Source organism: Dryocola baronae (assembly GCF_051297175.1).
In the GTDB taxonomy this organism is placed as follows: domain Bacteria; phylum Pseudomonadota; class Gammaproteobacteria; order Enterobacterales; family Enterobacteriaceae; genus Dryocola.
The window spans coordinates 4,245,836-4,267,190 of record NZ_JBINNY010000001.1 but is presented as its reverse complement, the minus strand read 5'-3'; the positions used below and the strand labels follow the sequence as shown (position 1 = coordinate 4,267,190).

Annotated in this window: 17 protein-coding genes; 14 read left to right on the top strand and 3 right to left on the bottom strand. The window is 55.0% G+C overall.

All coding sequences use genetic code 11. From position 1 onward, the window contains the following. From leuC to leuA, 3 genes are read right to left on the bottom strand one after another with little or no spacing between them, the layout of a single operon-like run. Window positions 1-1,401 (bottom strand): 3-isopropylmalate dehydratase large subunit, encoded by a 1,401-nt coding sequence (gene leuC / locus ACSPHG_RS20165; protein WP_435955255.1) that lies wholly within the window; start codon window positions 1,399-1,401, stop codon window positions 1-3. A 2-nt stretch (window positions 1,402-1,403) separates the two neighbouring features. Beyond that, window positions 1,404-2,495, bottom strand: coding sequence for a 3-isopropylmalate dehydrogenase (gene leuB, locus ACSPHG_RS20160; protein ID WP_435955254.1), 1,092 nt, complete (start codon window positions 2,493-2,495; stop codon window positions 1,404-1,406). Window position 2,496: 1 nt separating this feature from the next. After that, on the bottom strand, window positions 2,497-4,068 hold the full coding sequence (gene leuA, locus ACSPHG_RS20155) for a 2-isopropylmalate synthase (RefSeq protein WP_435955253.1): 1,572 nt from the start codon (window positions 4,066-4,068) through the stop codon (window positions 2,497-2,499). Window positions 4,069-4,901: 833 nt separating this feature from the next. On the opposite strand from leuA, the gene leuO reads away from it, so the two are divergent. The 14 genes from leuO (at window position 4,902) to murG (ending at window position 21,293) form a co-directional block, all read left to right on the top strand. Next, the gene (gene leuO / locus ACSPHG_RS20150) at window positions 4,902-5,846 is read left to right on the top strand and encodes a transcriptional regulator LeuO (RefSeq protein WP_435955252.1); all 945 of its coding nucleotides are present in this window, start codon (window positions 4,902-4,904) and stop codon (window positions 5,844-5,846) included. Window positions 5,847-6,257: 411 nt separating this feature from the next. Then, window positions 6,258-7,982, top strand: coding sequence for an acetolactate synthase 3 large subunit (gene ilvI, locus ACSPHG_RS20145; RefSeq protein WP_435955251.1), 1,725 nt, complete (start codon window positions 6,258-6,260; stop codon window positions 7,980-7,982). Further along, entirely contained in the window at window positions 7,982-8,473 is a 492-nt protein-coding gene (gene ilvN / locus ACSPHG_RS20140; protein WP_435955250.1) for an acetolactate synthase small subunit, read from the top strand. The genes ilvI and ilvN overlap by 1 nt, the downstream gene beginning before the upstream one ends. A 176-nt stretch (window positions 8,474-8,649) precedes the next feature. After that, window positions 8,650-9,654, top strand: coding sequence for a catabolite repressor/activator (gene cra, locus ACSPHG_RS20135; RefSeq protein ID WP_435955249.1), 1,005 nt, complete (start codon window positions 8,650-8,652; stop codon window positions 9,652-9,654). A gap of 565 nt (window positions 9,655-10,219) precedes the next feature. Continuing rightward, entirely contained in the window at window positions 10,220-10,675 is a 456-nt protein-coding gene (gene mraZ / locus ACSPHG_RS20130) for a division/cell wall cluster transcriptional repressor MraZ (RefSeq protein ID WP_435955248.1), read from the top strand. Window positions 10,676-10,678: 3 nt separating this feature from the next. Next, window positions 10,679-11,620, top strand: a complete 942-nt coding sequence (gene rsmH, locus ACSPHG_RS20125) for a 16S rRNA (cytosine(1402)-N(4))-methyltransferase RsmH (RefSeq protein ID WP_435955247.1) — start codon at window positions 10,679-10,681, stop codon at window positions 11,618-11,620. After that, window positions 11,617-11,979: a cell division protein FtsL gene (gene ftsL / locus ACSPHG_RS20120; protein WP_435955244.1), complete on the top strand. Its 363-nt coding sequence runs from the start codon at window positions 11,617-11,619 to the stop codon at window positions 11,977-11,979. The genes rsmH and ftsL overlap by 4 nt, the downstream gene beginning before the upstream one ends. A gap of 15 nt (window positions 11,980-11,994) precedes the next feature. After that, on the top strand, window positions 11,995-13,761 hold the full coding sequence (locus ACSPHG_RS20115) for a peptidoglycan glycosyltransferase FtsI (protein ID WP_435955243.1): 1,767 nt from the start codon (window positions 11,995-11,997) through the stop codon (window positions 13,759-13,761). Then, on the top strand, window positions 13,748-15,235 hold the full coding sequence (gene murE / locus ACSPHG_RS20110) for a UDP-N-acetylmuramoyl-L-alanyl-D-glutamate--2,6-diaminopimelate ligase (RefSeq protein ID WP_435955241.1): 1,488 nt from the start codon (window positions 13,748-13,750) through the stop codon (window positions 15,233-15,235). Before ACSPHG_RS20115 ends, murE begins: the two co-directional genes overlap by 14 nt. Then, the gene (murF, locus tag ACSPHG_RS20105) at window positions 15,232-16,590 is read left to right on the top strand and encodes a UDP-N-acetylmuramoyl-tripeptide--D-alanyl-D-alanine ligase (RefSeq protein ID WP_435955240.1); all 1,359 of its coding nucleotides are present in this window, start codon (window positions 15,232-15,234) and stop codon (window positions 16,588-16,590) included. Before murE ends, murF begins: the two co-directional genes overlap by 4 nt. Next, on the top strand, window positions 16,584-17,666 hold the full coding sequence (gene mraY, locus ACSPHG_RS20100; RefSeq protein ID WP_271121844.1) for a phospho-N-acetylmuramoyl-pentapeptide-transferase: 1,083 nt from the start codon (window positions 16,584-16,586) through the stop codon (window positions 17,664-17,666). Before murF ends, mraY begins: the two co-directional genes overlap by 7 nt. 2 nt (window positions 17,667-17,668) lie before the next feature. Beyond that, a complete protein-coding gene (gene murD, locus ACSPHG_RS20095; RefSeq protein ID WP_435955239.1) occupies window positions 17,669-18,985 on the top strand; it encodes a UDP-N-acetylmuramoyl-L-alanine--D-glutamate ligase in 1,317 nt (438 codons plus the stop codon). Continuing rightward, window positions 18,985-20,229, top strand: coding sequence for a cell division protein FtsW (ftsW, locus tag ACSPHG_RS20090; protein WP_435955238.1), 1,245 nt, complete (start codon window positions 18,985-18,987; stop codon window positions 20,227-20,229). The genes murD and ftsW overlap by 1 nt, the downstream gene beginning before the upstream one ends. Further along, window positions 20,226-21,293 carry an undecaprenyldiphospho-muramoylpentapeptide beta-N-acetylglucosaminyltransferase gene (gene murG, locus ACSPHG_RS20085; RefSeq protein ID WP_435955237.1) on the top strand — a complete coding sequence of 356 codons (1,068 nt, stop codon included), beginning with the start codon at window positions 20,226-20,228 and terminating at the stop codon, window positions 21,291-21,293. The genes ftsW and murG overlap by 4 nt, the downstream gene beginning before the upstream one ends. The last annotated feature ends 62 nt before the right edge of the window (window positions 21,294-21,355 follow it).

The window sequence follows — 21,355 nt, the reverse complement described above, 5'->3', positions numbered from 1 at the left end:
TTATTTCAACGTACGGATGTCAGCAAAGTGACCGGATACGGCAGCGGCGGCGGCCATCGCAGGGCTAACCAGGTGCGTGCGCCCGCCGCGGCCCTGACGGCCTTCGAAGTTACGGTTGCTGGTAGAGGCGCAGCGTTCACCCGGCTCCAGACGATCGTTATTCATCGCCAGGCACATTGAGCAGCCCGGCAAGCGCCATTCAAAGCCCGCTTCGATAAAGATTTTGTCCAGGCCTTCTTCTTCTGCCTGAGCCTTGACCGGGCCAGAACCCGGCACCACTAATGCCTGCACGCCGGGGGCTACCTTACGGCCTTTGGCAATTTCTGCCGCCGCGCGTAAATCTTCGATGCGCGAGTTGGTGCAGGAACCGATAAATACTTTGTCTATAGCCACGTCGGTTAACGGGATGCCCGGCTTCAGGCCCATGTAGGCCAGCGCTTTTTCAGCGGACGCGCGCTCTACCGGGTCGGCGAAGGAGTCGGGATTTGGAATGTTTTCGGTGACGGAAATTACCTGGCCCGGGTTAGTACCCCAGGTGACCTGTGGGGCGATATCTGCGGCTTCCAGCGTGACGACCGTATCAAATGTAGCGCCTTCGTCGGTGACAAAGGTTTTCCAGTACGCGACGGCTTCATCCCAGTCTGCGGCTTTTGGCGCGTGCAGACGGCCTTTTACATAGTTGAAGGTTGTTTCGTCCGGCGCAACGATACCGGCTTTCGCGCCCATCTCAATCGCCATGTTGCACAGGGTCATGCGCCCTTCCATAGACAGCGCCTGAATCGCGCTGCCGCAGAATTCCACTACGTGACCGGTGCCGCCCGCGCTGCCGGTTTTGCCGATGATTGCCAGCACGATGTCTTTTGCGGTGATGCCCGGTGCCGCGGTGCCTTTAACTTCAATCTTCATGGTTTTGGCACGGCCCTGTTTCAGGGTTTGCGTTGCCAGCACGTGTTCGACTTCTGAGGTGCCGATGCCAAACGCCAGCGCGCCAAACGCGCCGTGGGTCGCGGTATGGGAGTCGCCGCAGACGATAGTCATCCCCGGCAGGGTGATGCCCTGCTCTGGCCCCATTACGTGAACGATGCCCTGGAACGGGTGGTTCAGGTCGTACAGCTCCACGCTAAACTCTTTGCAGTTTTTCATCAGCTCCTGCATCTGAATGCGGGCCATTTCGCCGGAGGCGTTGATGTCTTTGGTCTGCGTGGAGACGTTGTGATCCATGGTCGCGAAGGTTTTGCCCGGCTGACGCACCGGGCGCTTGTGCGCGCGCAGGCCGTCAAACGCCTGCGGCGAAGTCACTTCATGGACCAGATGGCGGTCGATGTACAGCAGTGGGGTTTCATCCACCGCCTCGTACACAACGTGAGCATCGTACAGCTTTTGATATAACGTCTTAGCCATGATTATTTCCCCTGAGCCACGAAGCGAGCGATGGTGTCGCCCATTTCGTCGGTGCTGATTGCTTTGCCATCGCGCGCCAGGTCGCCGGTGCGGAAACCTTCTTCCAGCGCGAGATTGATGGCGTTTTCGATGGCCACGGCGGCCTCTTCAGCGTCCAGGCTGTAGCGCAGTAACAGGGCCAGTGACAGGATCTGCGCAATAGGGTTAGCGATATTTTTGCCCGCGATATCCGGCGCGGAGCCGCCGGCAGGTTCGTACAGGCCGAAGCCCTGTTCGTTCAGGCTGGCAGAGGGCAGCATCCCCATGGAGCCGGTGATCATCGCGCACTCGTCCGACAGGATGTCGCCAAACAGGTTGGAGCACAGCAGCACGTCGAACTGCGACGGGTCTTTAATCAGCTGCATGGTGGCGTTGTCGATATACATATGGGTCAGCGTAACGTCCGGATACTCGTTGGAGATCTCGTTGACGATTTCACGCCACATAACGGAGGTTTGCAGCACGTTCGCTTTATCAATCGAGGTCACACGATTGCGACGTTTGCGTGCGGATTCAAAGGCAATGCGGGCGATACGCTCGATCTCAAAGCGGTGATAAACCTCGGTATCGAAAGCCTTTTCGTGCATGCCGGAACCTTCGCGACCTTTCGGCTGGCCGAAATAAATACCGCCGGTCAGCTCACGTACGCACAGGATATCGAAGCCTTTTGCGGCGATATCGGCGCGCAGCGGGCAAAACTCTTCCAGCCCCTGGTAAAGACGCGCGGGACGCAGGTTGCTGAACAGTTTGAAATGTTTACGCAGCGGCAGCAGGGCACCGCGCTCTGGCTGCTGCGTCGGCGGCAGATGCTCCCATTTCGGGCCGCCAACGGAGCCAAACAGGATTGCGTCCGCCTGCTCGCAGCCTTCAACGGTAACCGGAGGCAGCGGGTTGCCATGACGGTCGATGGCGATACCGCCGACGTCATAGGAGCTGGTAGTGATGCGCATATCGAAGCGCGCACGAACGGCATCCAGCACCTTCATCGCCTGCGCCATCACTTCTGGGCCAATGCCGTCACCCGGCAATACTGCTATATGATGAGATTTTGACATGTCACACGGTTTCCTGAGTGTTTTCATTATTATGTGCTTTGCGTTGCAATTCTTTTTCGACTTCACCGGCGCGCCAGATGTTGTTCAGCACGTTAATCATCGCTTTCGCTGATGATTCAACGATATCTGTCGCCAGGCCAACGCCGTGGAAGCGGCGGCCTTTATGGGTGACAACGATATCAACCTGGCCCAGCGCGTCTTTACCCTGGCCCTTCGCGGTCAGCTGATATTTCACCAGCTCTACGTCGTAATGGGTAATGCGGTTGATGGCCTGGTAAACTGCGTCAACCGGGCCGTTGCCGGTCGCCGCTTCGGAATGCATTTCTTCACCGCAGTGCAGCTGGACTGATGCGGTGGACATCACGGTGGAGCCGGACTGCACGCTGAAGTATTCCAGGCTGAAATGTTCCGGTTCTTCCTGCTGTTTACCGATGAATGCCAGGGCTTCCAGGTCGTAATCAAAGACCTGGCCTTTTTTGTCGGCCAGCTTCAGGAAGGCGTCGTACAGCGAATCCAGGTTGTAATCTGCTTCTTTGTAACCCATCTCTTCCATGCGGTGTTTAACGGCGGCGCGGCCAGAGCGTGAGGTCAGGTTCAGCTGCACCTGATTCAGACCGATGGTTTCCGGGGTCATAATTTCGTAGTTTTCGCGGTTTTTCAGCACGCCGTCCTGGTGGATGCCGGAGGAGTGCGCGAAGGCGTTGGAGCCGACAACCGCTTTGTTTGCCGGAATAGGCATGTTGCACAGCTGGCTGACAATCTGGCTGGTGCGATAGATTTCATGATGATTAATATCGGTATGCACGCCCAGCATCTGGCCGCGAACCTTGATAGCCATGATAACTTCTTCCAGCGCGGTGTTACCGGCGCGTTCGCCGATGCCGTTCAAGGTGCCTTCTACCTGACGCGCACCTGCCTGAATCGCGGCGATGGAGTTACCCGTTGCCATGCCCAGGTCATCGTGGCAGTGGACGGAGATAATCGCCTTATCAATATTTGGCACGCGGTTATACAAGGTCTGAATGATGCCGCCGAACTGTACTGGAGTGGTGTAGCCCACGGTGTCGGGAATATTAATGGTGGTTGCGCCAGCGCCAATGGCTGCTTCAACGATGCGGCACAGGTTATCAATCGGCGTGCGGCCTGCATCTTCGCAGGAGAATTCAACGTCATCGGTATAGTTGCGAGCGCGCTTCACGGAATGCACCGCGCGGGCTAACACATCGTCAAAGGTGCTGCGCAGTTTCGTTTCGATGTGCATCGTGGACGTCGCCAGGAAGACGTGGATGCGAAAGGCTTCAGCAATCTTCAGCGCTTCGGCGGCGACATCGATGTCTTTGTCCACACAGCGTGCCAGGCCACAAACGCGGCTGTTTTTAATGTTGCGCGCGATGGTCTGAACGGATTCGAAATCGCCGGGCGAGGAAACCGGGAAGCCGACTTCCATAACATCAACCCCCATACGCTCCAGCGCCATTGCGATTTGCAGCTTCTCTTTAACACTTAAGCTTGCCTGCAGCGCTTGCTCGCCATCACGTAAGGTCGTATCAAAAATAATGACTTGTTGGCTCATGTTATGGTCCTTGTTTGGTCTTAGGCACCGTTGCTGCGGACATAAAAAAACCCGCGCAGCGGCGCGGGTTTTTTCAGTCTGATGGCTTGAATCAACGCTTGATGTCGCCCACCAGTCTACCGCGCAAATAAGATGCGTTTAGTAGTAGAACGAGTAGGCGGTAGCTGCGAATCATGTTTCAAGCCTCAAGTGTTTGCGTTATGCATTTATTGGTACTTGATCCGCTTTGCCATGTCAACCCTCAGTGATTGCAGGCGAGCAATAAACGGGGGAAATGATGAGAAAAGGGGGAGCTAATTGTGCTGGAAATGCTAAAGATCCAAAAATATACTAATGCTTAAATTACCGACGTTTTTATCATATGTTCGCAAAAAGATACTTGTTGAAATAATAATTGATCAATTGCTGTGTTTTATGACATTGGCTATCTTTATGATAATTAAAAGATATCTACGCATCTTTTTCCAATTTGTTAAGCGGGATGTTTTTTTAAGCAGTTTAACCCTATCTGGACTTAAGATTTTATCTTAAATGTTTATCAACGCTTAATATATTATTCGTCGTGTGAATTATTGTGCATTCTTTCGTTTTATGATTTTATTCGCCTTAGCCGTAAGGCAGGTTGATGAACGCACAAGTTGCCCCAGTTATTGTGAGAGAATTGTTGCAGCAATAACACACTCCGTATGTGTCAGATACTTCAGTATAGAGTCGATGAATTCTATATCGATAGATCCTGCCAATTGTTGCTATCAACTTTATTAGAAAGGTTTAAATGGAATTGCACGCAGTTTCTCTGTGCAGATGGAATTGCCCTATCACTGGAGTATTACATGTCTAACGATTATATTGAAAAACCACCTACAAATGACGGTAATAAATGCCAATTAAGAACCGTTGATTTAAATTTATTGACTGTTTTTGATGCGGTCATGCAAATGCAAAACATCACTAAAGCGGCCCAACTGCTCGGTATGTCGCAGCCAGCGGTCAGTAACGCGGTAGCACGCCTGAAGCTGATGTTTAATGACGAGCTGTTTGTACGCTATGGTCGCGGTATTCAGCCAACGGCGCGAGCTTTTCAGCTCTTTGGCGCGGTGCGTCAAGCATTGCAGCTTGTGCAGAATGAACTTCCAGGCACCGGTTTCGAACCCTCTGACAGCGAACGCGTTTTCCATCTTTGCGTGAGCAGCCCTCTTGATAATCTGCTGACTTCAGTGATTTTCAATAACGTCAGAAATTCTGCACCAAATATTCAACTGTTGTTTAAATCCTGCCTCAACAAGGATATTGAACATCAGCTACGTTATCAGGAAACGGAATTTGTTATCAGCTATGATGAGTTTCGTCGTCCGGAATTTACATGTGTGCCTTTATTTAAAGATGAAATGGTGCTTGTTGCTAACCAAAAACACCCTCGTCTGCTGGCCCCGCTGACCGAAGAAGATGTATATAACGAACAGCATGCGGTGGTTTCATTAGATCGCTTTGCTTCATTTAGCGCAATTTGGTATCAAACTCCGCAAAGGCAAGCCTGCATTTCCTATCAAGGAATGGCGATGACCAGCGTATTGAATGTCGTTTCCCAGACGCAGTTGGTTGCTATTGCGCCGCGTTGGTTAGCTGAAGAGTTTACCGAAAGCTTAAACCTGAAAGTTTTTGAATTGCCTCTCGATGAAAATACCCGTACCTGTTACCTGTCGTGGCATGAAGCGGCAGGCAGAGATAAAGGTCACCAATGGATGGGCGAATTACTGACTTCTATTTGTAGCAAGTAATTTCCTACCTGATTACGAAATAGACCGATCGGTGAAAACTGGTCGGTTTTTCTTTTTCTACCTTCCTCAGTAGCATTTTATGCTGTAGCACTTTCTAACCGCCGTTTCGTTATTGATGCTAACGAGCGCCTATAATTAGATTCCACCTTTAATTCTTCCTTTCTTAACATATTCAGCAATCATCTTTGCTTATATATAGAACTTAACTCCGTTGCACCGCTATTTTGTAGTAATCATGTTAAAACCAGGCGGATAGCCGACTTGTAGGGCGATTGATTGCCTGATTTTCAACGGTTATGTTAGGAAGGAAACCTAAAATTAAAAACTCAGACAGCGCATTGTGACGCTGCCTTAATGACCGGGTGGAAATGATTTCTGCCGTCAGTCAAAACGTGAGCCTGGAGGCCAACCATGGAGATGTTGTCAGGAGCCGAGATGGTCGTCCGATCGTTAATCGATCAGGGCGTTAAGCATGTATTCGGCTATCCGGGGGGCGCTGTACTCGACATTTACGATGCGCTCCATACCATCGGTGGAATTGATCATGTGCTGGTTCGCCATGAACAAGCCGCCGTACATATGGCTGATGGCCTGGCGCGCGCAACCGGCGAGGTTGGCGTCGTGCTGGTGACGTCTGGGCCAGGTGCCACGAATGCCATCACCGGTATCGCTACCGCCTATATGGATTCTATTCCTCTGGTGGTGCTATCAGGCCAGGTAGCAACTTCTCTTATTGGCTACGATGCTTTCCAGGAATGCGACATGGTGGGGATCTCACGCCCGGTCGTAAAACACAGCTTTCTGGTGAAGCAGGCGGAAGACATCCCCGGCATCATTAAAAAAGCTTTCTGGCTTGCGGCAAGCGGCCGGCCTGGCCCGGTGGTCGTTGATTTGCCGAAGGACATCATGAGCCCGGCGAACAAATTCCCTTATAGCTACCCGGAAACGGTGAGCATGCGTTCCTATAATCCGACCACGCAGGGCCATAAAGGGCAAATTAAGCGCGCTTTGCAGACGCTACTTGCGGCAAAAAAACCGGTGATGTACGTGGGCGGCGGGGCAATTACTTCAGCCTGTGAAAGGGAACTGCGCGAGCTAGCCGAAAAGCTTAACATTCCTGTCGTTTCTTCTTTGATGGGGTTAGGGGCATTTCCGGGTACGCATCGGCAGGCGCTTGGCATGCTGGGTATGCACGGAACCTATGAAGCCAATATGGTCATGCACAATTCTGACGTGATCTTCGGCGTGGGCGTGAGGTTTGACGATCGCACGACCAATAATCTGGCAAAATATTGCCCGAACGCTACCGTGCTGCACATTGATATCGATCCTACCTCCATTTCTAAGACCGTTGGCGCGGATGTTCCCATCGTGGGCGATGCGCGACGGGTCTTGCAGCAGATGCTCGAACTGCTTTCGCAGGAAGAAACCCAGCAGTCGTGCGATGACATTCGCGACTGGTGGCAGCAAATTGAACACTGGCGTGCCAGACAGTGCCTCGAGTTCGATCGCGAAAGCGGGAAAATTAAGCCTCAGGCCGTTATCGAAACGATTTATAAGCTCACCAACGGCGAGGCGTACGTTACCTCCGACGTCGGCCAGCACCAGATGTTTGCCGCCCTTTATTACACCTTTGACCAGCCGCGACGTTGGATTAACTCCGGCGGCCTTGGCACCATGGGCTTCGGTTTACCGGCCGCGCTAGGCGTTAAGCTGGCGCTACCGGATGAAACCGTGGTTTGCGTGACCGGCGACGGCAGTATCCAGATGAATATTCAGGAACTTTCCACCGCGCTGCAGTACGGGCTGCCGGTGCTGGTGTTAAACCTGAACAACCGCTATCTCGGGATGGTTAAACAGTGGCAGGACATGATTTATTCCGGCCGTCATTCACAGTCGTATATGGAATCGCTGCCTGATTTCGTTCGCCTGGCGGAAGCTTATGGGCACGTTGGGATCAGCATTACCCAGCCTGAAGAGTTGGAAAGCAAGCTGACGCAAGCGCTGGAAACCGTGAAGAACCAGCGTCTGGTGTTCGTGGATGTGACGGTTGACGGTACGGAACACGTTTATCCGATGCAGATTCGCGGCGGTGGAATGGACGAAATGTGGTTAAGCAAAACGGAGAGAACCTGATGCGCCGGATATTATCTGTCTTACTGGAAAACGAATCCGGGGCGCTCTCCCGGGTCATCGGCCTGTTCTCACAGCGCGGCTACAACATCGAAAGCTTGACCGTTGCGCCAACGGACGATCCGACCTTGTCACGCATGACCATCCAAACGGTGGGTGACGCTAAGGTTCTTGAGCAGATCGAAAAGCAGCTGCATAAGCTGGTAGACGTGCTGCGCGTGAGCGAGCTGGGGCAGGGCGCTCACGTCGAGCGCGAGATCATGCTGGTAAAAGTTCAGGCCAGCGGATATGGGCGTGAAGAGGTGAAACGCAGCGCGGAAATTTTCCGTGGGCAAATCATTGACGTTACCCCGACGCTGTATACGGTTCAGCTCGCCGGAACCAGCGATAAGCTTGATGCTTTTTTGAATACTATTCGCGAAGTTGCGAATATCGTAGAAGTCGCGCGGTCCGGCATTGTCGGTGTTTCGCGCGGCGATAAGATTATGCGCTAGGCACGAAACGTGATCTATCTCACAGGCCCGGTAATCGCTACCGGGCTTTTTTTTGCAAAGGATTCAACAACTGCCAGTAAAAGCGGTTGCCGGAGTTATTATTCTGCGCTTAGATGTCAACGTTGTAACCATGACCAGGGTATGGTTATGGAAAACTTACTGATTAAGGGGCTACTGTGAAATTGGATGAAATCGCGCGCCTGGCTGGAGTTTCGCGCACCACGGCGAGCTACGTCATCAACGGTAAAGCAAAGCAGTATCGTGTCAGTGACAAGACCGTTGAGAAAGTCATGGCGGTTGTACGCGAACATAACTACCACCCAAACGCGGTGGCAGCGGGTTTGCGAGCGGGGCGTACGCGCTCCATTGGGCTCGTTATCCCGGATCTGGAAAACACCAGTTATACCCGTATTGCTAACTATCTTGAACGGCAGGCGCGTCAGCGCGGTTATCAGCTGCTGATCGCCTGTTCAGAAGACCAGCCCGACAATGAAATGCGCTGCATCGAACATCTTTTACAGCGCCAGGTCGATGCCATAATCGTTTCAACATCCCTGCCTCCGGAGCACCCCTTCTATCAGCGCTGGGCAAATGACCCGTTCCCGATCATCGCCCTCGACCGTGCGCTGGATCGTGAACACTTCACTAGCGTCGTTGGCGCGGACCAGGACGATGCGGAAATGCTGGCAGAAGAGCTGCGCAAATTCCCTGGCGACACGATTCTTTATCTGGGCGCACTGCCGGAGCTTTCCGTCAGCTATCTGCGTGAACAAGGGTTCCGTACGGCCTGGAAAGACGATCCCCGCGAAGTCCATTTCTTATATGCCAACAGCTACGAACGCGAAGCCGCAGGGCAGCTCTTCGAAAAATGGCTTGAAACCCATCCGATGCCACAGGCGTTGTTTACCACTTCGTTTGCGCTTCTTCAGGGCGTGATGGACGTTACTTTACGCCGCGAAGGGCGTTTGCCGTCTGAGCTGGCTATCGCTACTTTTGGCGATCACGAACTGCTGGATTTCCTGCAATGCCCGGTGCTGGCCGTGGCGCAGCGCCATCGGGATGTGGCCGAACGCGTGCTGGAACTGGTTCTCGCAAACCTGGATGAGCCGCGTAAACCTAAACCTGGACTGACCCGGATTCGCCGCAATCTTTATCGCCGCGGCAGCTTAAGTCGCCACTAAGTTCTTAAGGCAGTTTCGGCTGCCTTTGTTAATTAAGATTTTTCTTCTATTAATTCCCCTTCTTAATTTCAGGTAATTAATTCGGGGTCTTAAATGTAAAGAAGTTAAACCTTAAAAGTAATAAATTCCGACACTGTATTATTTTGTTACATACGAATGGATAAAAAGTGTCGGATAATTAAACAATAGCGAATTCATCCCGCCCAAACCCGCCCCCGCACTGCGTTTAGCCTGCATCTGGCGCTGTCATAGTGCTGGGAAATACCTTAAAATGCCGACCGCGTCGCAAACTGAGTACTTCATATTTTCTCTATCAGGTTTTCAGTCGATTTAACGAGCTATATGTTTATTCGTCTCTTTTCTTTCAAATATTCATAACGTTAATTTCAGCTTCGCAAGTGCCGCGCTTTTCATGCCAGCCATTAATCAATCGCTTAGGTGGGGTTTTTTATTTCCCTCCGCCGCGAGGCTTGCTTGACAAGCTTTTCCTCCGCTCCGTAAACTCCTTTATGTGGGAATTTGTGGGGTAAAGTGGTGGAATGAGGCAATTTAGGGTGAGGCTGGCATGTTCCGAGGGGCAACGTTAGTCAATCTCGACAGCAAGGGGCGGCTTGCCGTGCCTACCCGATACCGGGAAAAGCTGATCGACATCTCTGAAGGTCAGATGGTTTGCACCATCGACATCCATCACCCATGCCTGCTGCTCTATACCCTCCCCGAGTGGGAAATTATTGAACAAAAGCTAGCCCGTTTGTCGAGCATGAATCCTGTAGAACGCCGCGTTCAGCGTCTGTTACTTGGCCATGCCAGTGAGTGTCAAATGGATAGTGCCGGGCGATTACTGTTGGCGCCTGTTTTACGCCAGCACGCCGGGCTGACCAAAGAAGTCATGCTGGTCGGGCAGTTCAATAAGTTTGAACTGTGGGATGAAACGACCTGGCATCAACAGATCAAGGAAGACATCGACGCTGAGCAGGAGACGACCGGTTTGTCGGATCGCCTGCAGGACCTGTCACTATAAGTAATGATGGAAAATTTTAAACACACTACGGTGCTGCTTGATGAGGCCGTGAACGGTCTCAATATTCGTCACGATGGCATCTACATTGATGGCACTTTTGGTCGCGGTGGTCATTCACGGCTGATTCTTTCCCAGTTGGGGGCAGAAGGCCGCCTGCTGGCTATCGATCGCGATCCGCAGGCCATTGCCGCGGCGCAGGCCATCGATGACCCGCGCTTCTCCATCATTCACGGCCCGTTTTCCGAACTGGCTGAATATGTGCGCGAACGCGATCTGCAGGGCAAAATCGACGGTATTTTGCTCGACCTTGGCGTTTCCTCTCCGCAGCTTGATGATGCAGAGCGCGGCTTCTCATTTATGCGCGACGGTCCGCTGGACATGCGCATGGACCCCACCCGTGGACAATCTGCCGCACAGTGGTTGATGACCGCTGACGAAGCCGATATTGCCTGGGTCATTAAAACCTTCGGCGAAGAGAAGTTTGGCAAGCGTATTGCCCGCGCCATCGTTGAGCGCAATCGCGAACAGCCAATGACGCGCACCAAAGAGCTGGCAACGGTGGTGGCTGCGGCCATGCCGGTGAAAGACAAATTCAAGCATCCGGCAACGCGCACCTTCCAGGCCATTCGTATCTGGATCAACAGCGAGCTGGAAGAAATCGAAAACGCGCTGAAAGGTTCCATTGAGGCTTTATCGCCGGGCGGCCGCCTGTCGATCATTAGCTTCCACTCCCTTGAAGACCGCATCGTGAAGCGCTTTATGCGCGAAAATAGCCGTGGCCCGCAGGTGCCCGCCGGCCTGCCGATGACGGAAGCGCAGTTAAACAAACTCGGTGGTCGCTACCTGAAAGCGCTCGGCAAAATGATGCCGGGTGAGGAAGAAGTGGCGGAAAACCCGCGCGCGCGCAGTTCGGTGCTGCGCATCGCTGAGAGGACTAACGCATGATCGGCAGAGTGACAGAAGCCCTGGGGAAAGTGACCCAGCTTGGCAGCAACGAGCGTCATGCGCTGCCAACGGTCATTGGCGGAGATCTCCTGCGCCACGGCAAACTGCCACTCTGTCTGTTTATTGCGATCATTTTTACCGCCATTTCTGTCGTAACGACCGCGCACCACACCCGTCTGCTCACGGCGCAACGTGAACAAATGGTCGTTGAGCGCGACGCGTTGGATATCGAATGGCGCAACCTGATTTTAGAAGAAAACGCACTCGGCGATCACAGCCGTGTGGAGCGGATCGCGACGGAAAAGCTGCAATTGCAGCATGTCGATCCATCGCAGGAAAACATCGTAGTTCAGCAATAAGGAATCGCGTGACAGATGAGAGCAGCGGCAAAAACGCTTAAACCAAAACGCCAGGAAGAGCAGGCCAACTTTATCGGTTGGCGTTTTGCGTTGCTTTGCGGTTGTATCTTGTTGGCGCTGACATTTCTGTTAGGACGCGTTGCCTGGCTGCAGATTATCGCCCCGGATATGCTGGTGCGCCAGGGGGACATGCGTTCCCTGCGCGTGCAGGAAGTGTCAACTTCACGCGGCATGATAAGCGACCGCGCAGGCCGCCCGCTGGCGGTGAGCGTGCCGGTAAAAGCGATTTGGGCCGACCCGAAAGAGCTGCATGAGGCTGGCGGTATCACCCTTGATAACCGCTGGAAGGCCCTGGCAGACGCGCTGAAAATGCCGCTCGACCAGCTTGCTTCACGCGTCAACAGCAACCCAAAAGGCCGCTTTATCTATCTTGCGCGTCAGGTTAACCCGGATATCGGCGATTACATCAAGAAGCTGAAGCTACCGGGGATTCACCTGCGTGAAGAATCACGCCGCTACTATCCTTCCGGCGAAGTAACCGCTCACCTCATCGGATTCACCAACGTCGACAGTCAGGGCATTGAAGGCGTTGAAAAAAGCTTTGATAAATGGCTAACCGGCCAGCCCGGCGAGCGCATCGTGCGTAAAGACCGATACGGCCGCGTTATCGAAGATATTTCGTCTACCGACAGCCAGGCCGCTCATAACCTAGCTTTGAGCATTGATGAGCGCCTGCAGGCGCTGGTTTACCGCGAGCTCAACAACGCCGTGGCGTTTAACAAAGCTGAATCAGGCAGCGCCGTGCTGGTAGATGTAAACACCGGTGAAGTACTGGCGATGGCGAACAGCCCGTCTTATAACCCGAACAACCTGACCGGCACCGCAAAAGACATCATGCGTAACCGCACCATCACCGACGTGTTTGAACCTGGTTCAACCGTTAAGCCGATGGTGGTTATGACCGCACTCCAGCGCGGCGTGGTGCAGGAAAACACCGTACTGAATACCATTCCGTACCGCATCAATGGTCATGAGATTAAGGATGTGGCGCGCTACAGCGAATTAACCCTCACCGGGGTATTACAGAAGTCGAGTAACGTCGGGGTTTCCAAACTGGCGTTAGCGATGCCCTCCTCAGCGTTAGTAGATACTTACTCACGTTTTGGACTGGGAAAAGCGACCAATTTGGGGTTGGTCGGGGAACGCAGTGGCTTATATCCTCAAAAACAACGGTGGTCTGACATAGAGAGGGCCACCTTCTCTTTCGGCTACGGGCTAATGGTAACGCCGTTACAGCTAGCGCGAGTCTACGCAACCATCGGCAGCTACGGGGTTTACCGTCCGCTGTCGATTACCAAAGTTGATCCGCCGGTCCCCGGCGAACGTATCTTCCCGGAATCCACCGTGCGCACCGTCGTTCATATGATGGAAAGCGTGGCCCTGCCTGGCGGCGGCGGTGTGAAAGCGGCTATCAAAGGCTACCGTATCGCGATTAAAACCGGTACGGCGAAGAAAGTCGGCCCGGACGGAAAATACATCAACAAATACATTGCTTACACCGCGGGCGTAGCACCTGCCAGCAACCCACGCTTTGCGTTGGTGGTGGTGATAAACGATCCGCAGGCAGGTAAATACTACGGTGGTGCCGTTTCCGCACCTGTGTTTGGTGCCATCATGGGCGGCGTTCTGCGTACCATGAACATCGAACCGGACGCGCTGGCAACCGGTGAAAAAAGCGAATTTGTAATTAATCAGAAAGAGGGATCAGGTGGCAGATCGTAATTTGCGCGACCTTCTCGCTCCGTGGGTGCCAACGGCACCGGAGAGAGCACTGCGAGAGATGACACTCGATAGCCGCGTGGCGGCTTCGGGCGACCTTTTTGTGGCGGTGGTCGGTCATCAGGCGGACGGGCGTCGATATATCCCGCAGGCGATTGCGCAAGGCGTAGCCGCTGTCGTAGCTGAAGCGGAAGGCGAAGCAAGCGACGGCGAAATCCGTGAAATGCACGGCGTGCCGGTTATCTATCTTAGCCAACTGCATCAACGACTCTCCGCGCTGGCGGGGCGTTTCTACCACGAACCTTCCGACGCGCTGCGTCTGGTCGGCGTAACGGGCACCAACGGTAAAACCACCACAACACAGCTTCTTGCCCAGTGGGCGCAGCTGTTGGGTGAAACCAGCGCGGTGATGGGGACCGTGGGCAACGGTCTGCTCAATCAGGTTATCCCAACTGAAAATACCACCGGTTCAGCCGTCGACGTACAGCAAGTGCTTGCTAACCTGCACGGGCAGGGCGCGACGTTTGCCGCGATGGAAGTCTCCTCCCACGGGCTAGTGCAGCACCGCGTGGCGGCACTAAAATTTGCCGCATCCGTATTCACCAACCTGAGTCGTGACCACCTCGACTATCACGGCGACATGGCGGGCTATGAAGCCGCCAAGTGGCTGCTGTTCTCCGAGCACGAAGCCGGACAGGCCATCATCAACGCCGACGACGAAGTCGGGCGCAAATGGCTGGCTCGTTTACCGGATGCCGTTGCGGTGACCATGGAAGATAATCTGCAGCCCGGCTGCCGGGGCCGCTGGCTGAAGGCGACAAACGTTCACTATCACGACGGCGGCGCGACGATACACTTCAGCTCATCGTGGGGCGACGGCGAATTTGAAAGTCGTCTTATGGGCGCGTTTAACGTCAGCAATCTGCTGCTCGCGCTGGCGACGCTGCTGGCGCTCGGTTATCCGCTTGCGGATCTGCTGACAACGGCAGAATGCCTGCAGCCGGTTTGCGGGCGCATGGAAGTCTTCACCGCGCCGGGTAAAACCACGGTAGTGGTGGATTACGCCCATACACCGGACGCGCTGGAAAAAGCGCTTCAGGCCGCGCGTCTGCACTGTACCGGCAAGCTCTGGTGCGTGTTCGGCTGCGGCGGGGACCGCGACAAGGGCAAACGCCCGATGATGGGCGCTATTGCGGAACAGTACGCCGACGTGGTCGTCGTTACCGACGACAACCCGCGTACGGAAGAACCAAAGGCTATCGTAGAAGATATCCTCGCTGGCATGCTGGATGCTGGTCGCGCTTACGTGGTGCTGGGGCGTGCAGAAGCCGTCACCAACGCAATCATGCAGGCTAAAGAAAACGACGTGGTGCTGGTGGCTGGTAAAGGCCATGAAGATTATCAAATCGTTGGCAACCGCCGCCTGGACTACTCCGACCGCGTTACCGCAGCCCGCCTGCTGGGGGTTGTGGCATGATTCGCGTTTCATTACGCCAACTCGCCGGTATTCTGCGCGGGCAGCTGCATGGCGCGGATGCCAACATCATCGATGTCACTACCGATACACGTAAATTAACGCCGGGCTGCCTGTTCGTGGCGCTTAAGGGCGAACGTTTTGACGCACATGACTTTGCTGAAGAGGCCGTCAAAGGCGGTGCCGGTGCGCTGCTTGTCAGCCGCAGCCTGCCGATTGATGTGCCTCAGCTCGTCGTTGAGGATACGCGTCTGGCCTTTGGTGAACTTGCTGCGTGGGTACGCCAGCAGGTGCCAACGCGGGTCGTTGCGTTGACCGGCTCGTCCGGTAAAACCTCCGTAAAAGAGATGACGGCGGCCATTCTTCGCCAGTGCGGCAACACGCTCTACACCGCCGGTAACCTGAATAACGACATCGGCGTGCCGATGACGCTGCTGCGCCTGACGCCTGAATATGATTATGCGGTCATCGAACTGGGTGCAAACCACCAGGGTGAAATCGCCTGGACCGTAGGACTCACCCGCCCGGAAGCCGCTCTGGTAAATAACCTCGCAGCCGCACACCTCGAAGGCTTTGGCTCTTTGGCTGGGGTTGCGAAGGCGAAAGGGGAAATCTTCACCGGTTTGCCTGTGAACGGCATTGCGATCATGAACGCCGACAATAACGACTGGCTTAACTGGCAGAACGTAATTGGCGATCGCAAAACCTGGCGCTTCTCGCCGAATGCGTCCGGTAGCGATTTCACCGCGACAAACGTGCATATCACCTCTCACGGTACGGAATTCACGCTGCAGACCCCTACGGGCGATGTAGACGTGGTGATGCCGTTGCCGGGCCGTCACAATATCGCCAATGCGTTGGCAGCAACCGCGCTTGCGATGGCCGTCGGCGCACCGCTTGATGCTGTAAAAAAAGGCCTTGCAGAGCTGAAGGCCGTGCCGGGCCGCCTGTATCCCATTCAGCTTGCCGAAACGCAGCTGCTGCTCGATGACAGCTACAACGCCAACGTCGGTTCGATGACCGCCGCCGCCCAGGTTCTGTCTGAGATGCCGGGCTATCGCGTGATGGTTGTTGGCGATATGGGCGAGCTGGGGGCGGAGGCGCAAGATTGCCATCGTCAGGTTGGCGAAGCCGCAAAAGCCGCGGGTATCGACTGCGTATTAAGCGTTGGCGTACTGAGCGAAACCATCAGCCAGGCCTCTGGCGTTGGCGAGCATTTTACCGATAAAAAAGCCGCAATAGCCCGCCTGAAGGCGCTACTTGCCGAGCATTCAATTATCACCATTTTAGTGAAAGGTTCACGTAGTGCTGCCATGGAAGAGGTGGTGCACGCATTACAGGAGATTGGGACATGTTAGTTTGGCTGGCCGAACATTTGGTCAAATATTATTCCGGCTTTAACGTCTTTTCCTATCTGACGTTTCGCGCCATCGTCAGCCTGCTGACCGCGCTGTTTATCTCTTTGTGGATGGGCCCGCGCATGATCGCTCGTTTACAGCAACTTTCTTTCGGCCAGGTCGTCCGCAATGACGGTCCTGAATCGCACTTCAGTAAACGCGGCACGCCGACGATGGGGGGGATCATGATCCTGACCTCTATCGTCATTTCAGTTTTGCTGTGGGCCTATCCTTCTAACCCCTATGTCTGGTGCGTGCTCTTCGTGCTGGTCGGCTACGGGGCGATAGGATTTGTCGACGACTACCGCAAGGTTGTCCGTAAAGACACGAAGGGCCTGATCGCGCGCTGGAAGTACTTCTGGATGTCGGTGATTGCTCTTGCCGTTGCCTTCACCATGTACATCGCCGGAAAAGGAACGCCAGCCACCGAGCTGGTTGTGCCGTTCTTTAAAGACGTGATGCCGCAGCTTGGTCTGTTCTACGTTCTGCTGGCGTACTTCGTTATTGTCGGCACCGGCAATGCGGTGAACCTGACCGATGGCCTTGATGGCCTGGCGATTATGCCGACCGTACTGGTGGCAGGTGGATTCGCGCTGGTGGCCTGGGCTACCGGTAACATGAACTTTGCGGGCTACCTGCACATCCCTTACCTTCGTCACGCGGGTGAGCTGGTGATTGTCTGTACGGCGATCGTCGGCGCGGGTCTGGGCTTCCTGTGGTTTAACACCTACCCGGCTCAGGTCTTTATGGGCGACGTTGGCTCGCTGGCTTTGGGCGGCGCGCTGGGCACCATCGCGGTTCTGCTGCGCCAGGAGTTCCTGTTGGTGATCATGGGCGGCGTGTTCGTGGTCGAAACGCTCTCCGTTATCCTGCAGGTTGGCTCCTTTAAGCTGCGCGGACAGCGTATTTTCCGCATGGCGCCTATCCATCACCACTATGAATTGAAAGGCTGGCCAGAGCCGCGCGTTATCGTGCGCTTCTGGATTATCTCGCTGATGCTGGTCCTGATAGGCCTGGCTACGCTGAAGGTGCGTTAATAATGGCAGATTACCAGGGTAAAAAAGTCGTCATCATTGGGCTGGGTTTAACCGGCCTGTCCTGCGTGGATTTCTTCCTTGCGCGCGGTGTTACGCCGCGCGTGATGGACACCCGCACCTCACCGCCAGGCCTGGACAAACTGCCTGAAGCGGTAGAGCGCCACCTTGGTGCGCTGAATGAAGACTGGCTACTGGCTGCCGATTTGATTATTGCCAGCCCTGGCATTGCGCTGGCGCATCCTGCGTTAAGCACCGCGGCGGAAGCCGGGGTGGAAATTATCGGCGATATCGAACTGTTTTGCCGCGAGGCTCAGGCTCCTATCGTGGCCATTACCGGCTCTAACGGCAAAAGCACCGTGACGACTCTGGTCGGCGAGATGGCAAAAGCCGCTGGCGTAAACGTCGGAGTAGGTGGAAACATTGGTCTGCCCGCGCTGATGCTGCTTGAGCCAAACCGCGAACTGTACGTGCTCGAACTTTCTAGCTTCCAGCTCGAAACTACCCTTAGCCTGAAAGCGGCGGCGGCCACGATCCTGAACGTTACTGAAGATCACATGGATCGGTATCCGTTTGGTCTGCAGCAGTATCGGGCGGCCAAGCTGCGCGTTTACGAGAATGCGGCCGTTTGCGTCGTCAACGCGGATGATGCTCTGACCATGCCGGTTCGCGGCGCGGACGAGCGCTGCATCAGCTTTGGCGTCGATGTCGGCGACTATCACCTTAACCGCCAGCAGGGGGATACCTGGCTGCGCGTCAAGGGCGAAAAGGTGCTTAATACCAACGAAATGAAGCTGGTAGGCCAGCATAACTACACCAACGCGCTGGCCGCGCTGGCGCTGGCCGATGCGGTGAAACTCCCGCGTTCCAGCAGCCTGAAGGCGCTAACCACGTTTACCGGCCTGGCGCACCGTTTCCAGTTGGCCTGGGAACACAACGGCGTGCGCTGGATTAACGACTCAAAAGCGACCAACGTCGGCAGCACCGAAGCCGCGCTGAATGGTCTGCGCGTTGACGGTACGCTGCATCTGCTGCTCGGCGGTGACGGGAAATCCGCTGATTTCTCATCGCTTGCCCAGTATTTGCAAGGGCCGAACGTTCGTCTGTACTGCTTTGGCCGCGACGGGGCTGAACTGGCTGCGCTGCGCCCAGAAGTGGCAGAGCAAACCGAAACCATGGCGCAGGCGATGGAGCTTATTGGCCCGCGCGTTAAGCCAGGGGACATGGTGCTGCTGTCACCGGCCTGTGCCAGCCTCGATCAGTTTAAAAACTTTGAACAGCGTGGCGATCTCTTTGCCCGTCTTGCGAAGGAGCTAGGCTGATGCGTTTATCACTCCCTCGCCTGCGTATGCCACGTATTCCAGGATTTGCCATCCTGTCATGGGTGTCGACCGCGCTGAAAGGCTGGGTGATGGGCTCTCGTGAAGCCGACTCTAACAGCATGGTGCTCTACGACCGCACTCTGCTGTGGTTGACCTTTGGCCTTGCCGCCATCGGTTTTATCATGGTGACGTCGGCGTCGATGCCGGTAGGCCAACGCCTGGCAAACGATCCTTTCCTGTTTGCTAAACGTGACGGTTTATACATCGTGCTGGCGTTTGCCCTGTCGCTGATTACCCTGCGCCTGCCGATGGAGTTCTGGCAGCGGCACAGCACGGCCATGCTGCTGCTTTCTATCGCTATGCTGCTGATTGTACTGGTGGTGGGTAGCTCGGTTAACGGTGCGTCGCGCTGGATTGCCTTCGGCCCGCTGCGTATTCAGCCTGCGGAGTTCACCAAGCTGTCGCTGTTCTGCTATCTCGCCAACTACCTGGTGCGTAAGGTTGATGAGGTGCGTAACAACCTGCGCGGCTTCCTTAAGCCGATGGGCGTGATTCTGGTGATGGCGGTGCTGCTGCTGGCCCAGCCTGACCTTGGTACGGTTGTTGTACTCTTTGTCACTACGCTTGCGATGCTGTTCCTTGCGGGTGCGAAACTGTGGCAGTTCATCGCGATCATCGGCATGGGTATTTCAGCGGTTATCCTGCTGATCCTTGCCGAGCCGTATCGTATCCGCCGCGTCACCTCATTCTGGAACCCGTGGGAAGATCCGTTTGGCAGCGGCTATCAGCTGACACAATCGCTGATGGCTTTCGGGCGCGGCGAATTGTGGGGCCAGGGCTTAGGCAACTCGGTACAAAAACTGGAGTATCTGCCGGAAGCGCACACTGACTTTATCTTCTCCATCATCGGCGAAGAACTGGGATATATCGGTGTGGTACTGGCTTTATTGATGGTATTCTTCGTCGCTTTTCGTGCGATGTCCATCGGCAAACGCGCGCTGGAAATGGATCAACGTTTTGCGGGCTTCCTCGCATGTTCCATCGGTATCTGGTTCAGCTTCCAGGCGTTAGTTAACGTGGGCGCGGCGGCGGGTATGCTGCCGACGAAAGGCCTGACATTGCCGCTCATCAGTTATGGTGGTTCGAGTTTGTTGATAATGTCTACGGCAATCATGATGTTGCTGCGTATTGATTATGAAACACGTCTGGCTAAAGCCCAGGCGTTTACACGGGGTGTGCGATGAGCAATCAATCCCGGCGGTTAATGGTGATGGCGGGCGGTACCGGTGGACACGTTTTCCCGGGCCTTGCCGTAGCTCATCATCTGATGGCTGAGGGCTGGCAGGTGCGCTGGCTCGGTACCGCCGATCGTATGGAAGCGGACCTGGTGCCGAAACACGGCATTGAAATCGACTTTATCCGCATTTCTGGCCTGCGTGGAAAAGGCGTGAAGGCTTTACTGCTGGCACCGTTGCGTATCTTCAACGCGTGGCGTCAGGCGCGGGCGATCATGAAGGCCTATCGTCCGGATGTTGTCCTCGGTATGGGCGGCTATGTATCCGGCCCCGGTGGCCTGGCCGCGTGGTCCCTCGGCATTCCGGTTGTTCTTCACGAGCAGAACGGCATTGCGGGCCTGACCAACAAGTGGCTGGCAAAAATCGCCAAAAAGGTGATGCAGGCTTTCCCGGGTGCGTTCCCGAAAGCGGACGTAGTGGGTAATCCGGTGCGCACTGACGTGCTGGCGCTGCCGCTGCCGCAGGAACGTTTTGCAGGGCGTGAAGGCCCGGTGCGCGTGCTGGTCGTTGGTGGTTCGCAGGGCGCTCGCGTCCTAAACCAGACTATGCCGCAGGTGGCTGGGCGTCTTGGCGATGCTGTGACTATCTGGCATCAGTGTGGTAAAGGCGGTCAGGCGGTTGTTCAGCAGGCCTATGCCGAAGCCGCGCAGCCTCAGCACAAAGTGACCGAATTTATTGATGATATGGCCGCCGCTTATGCGTGGGCCGATGTCGTAGTCTGTCGCTCAGGGGCGTTAACCGTGAGCGAGATTGCGGCCGCTGGATTGCCTGCACTGTTTGTTCCCTTCCAGCATAAAGACCGGCAGCAATATTGGAACGCGCTGCCGCTGGAAAAGGCCGGAGCTGCCAAAATACTGGAGCAACCGCAGTTTACCGTGGATGCCGTTACCGAAACGCTCGCCGGGTGGGACAGAGTGACGCTGCTGGCTATGGCCGAACGCGCGCGCGCTGCGTCCATTCCTGATGCGACCGAGCGGGTAGCCAAAGAAGTGAGCGCCGCAGCACTGGCGTAATGGTTGTGGGTGGTGAGTTTCACCCGTGAATTTTTGATGTAATGGCGCTTGGCGCTGCAGGT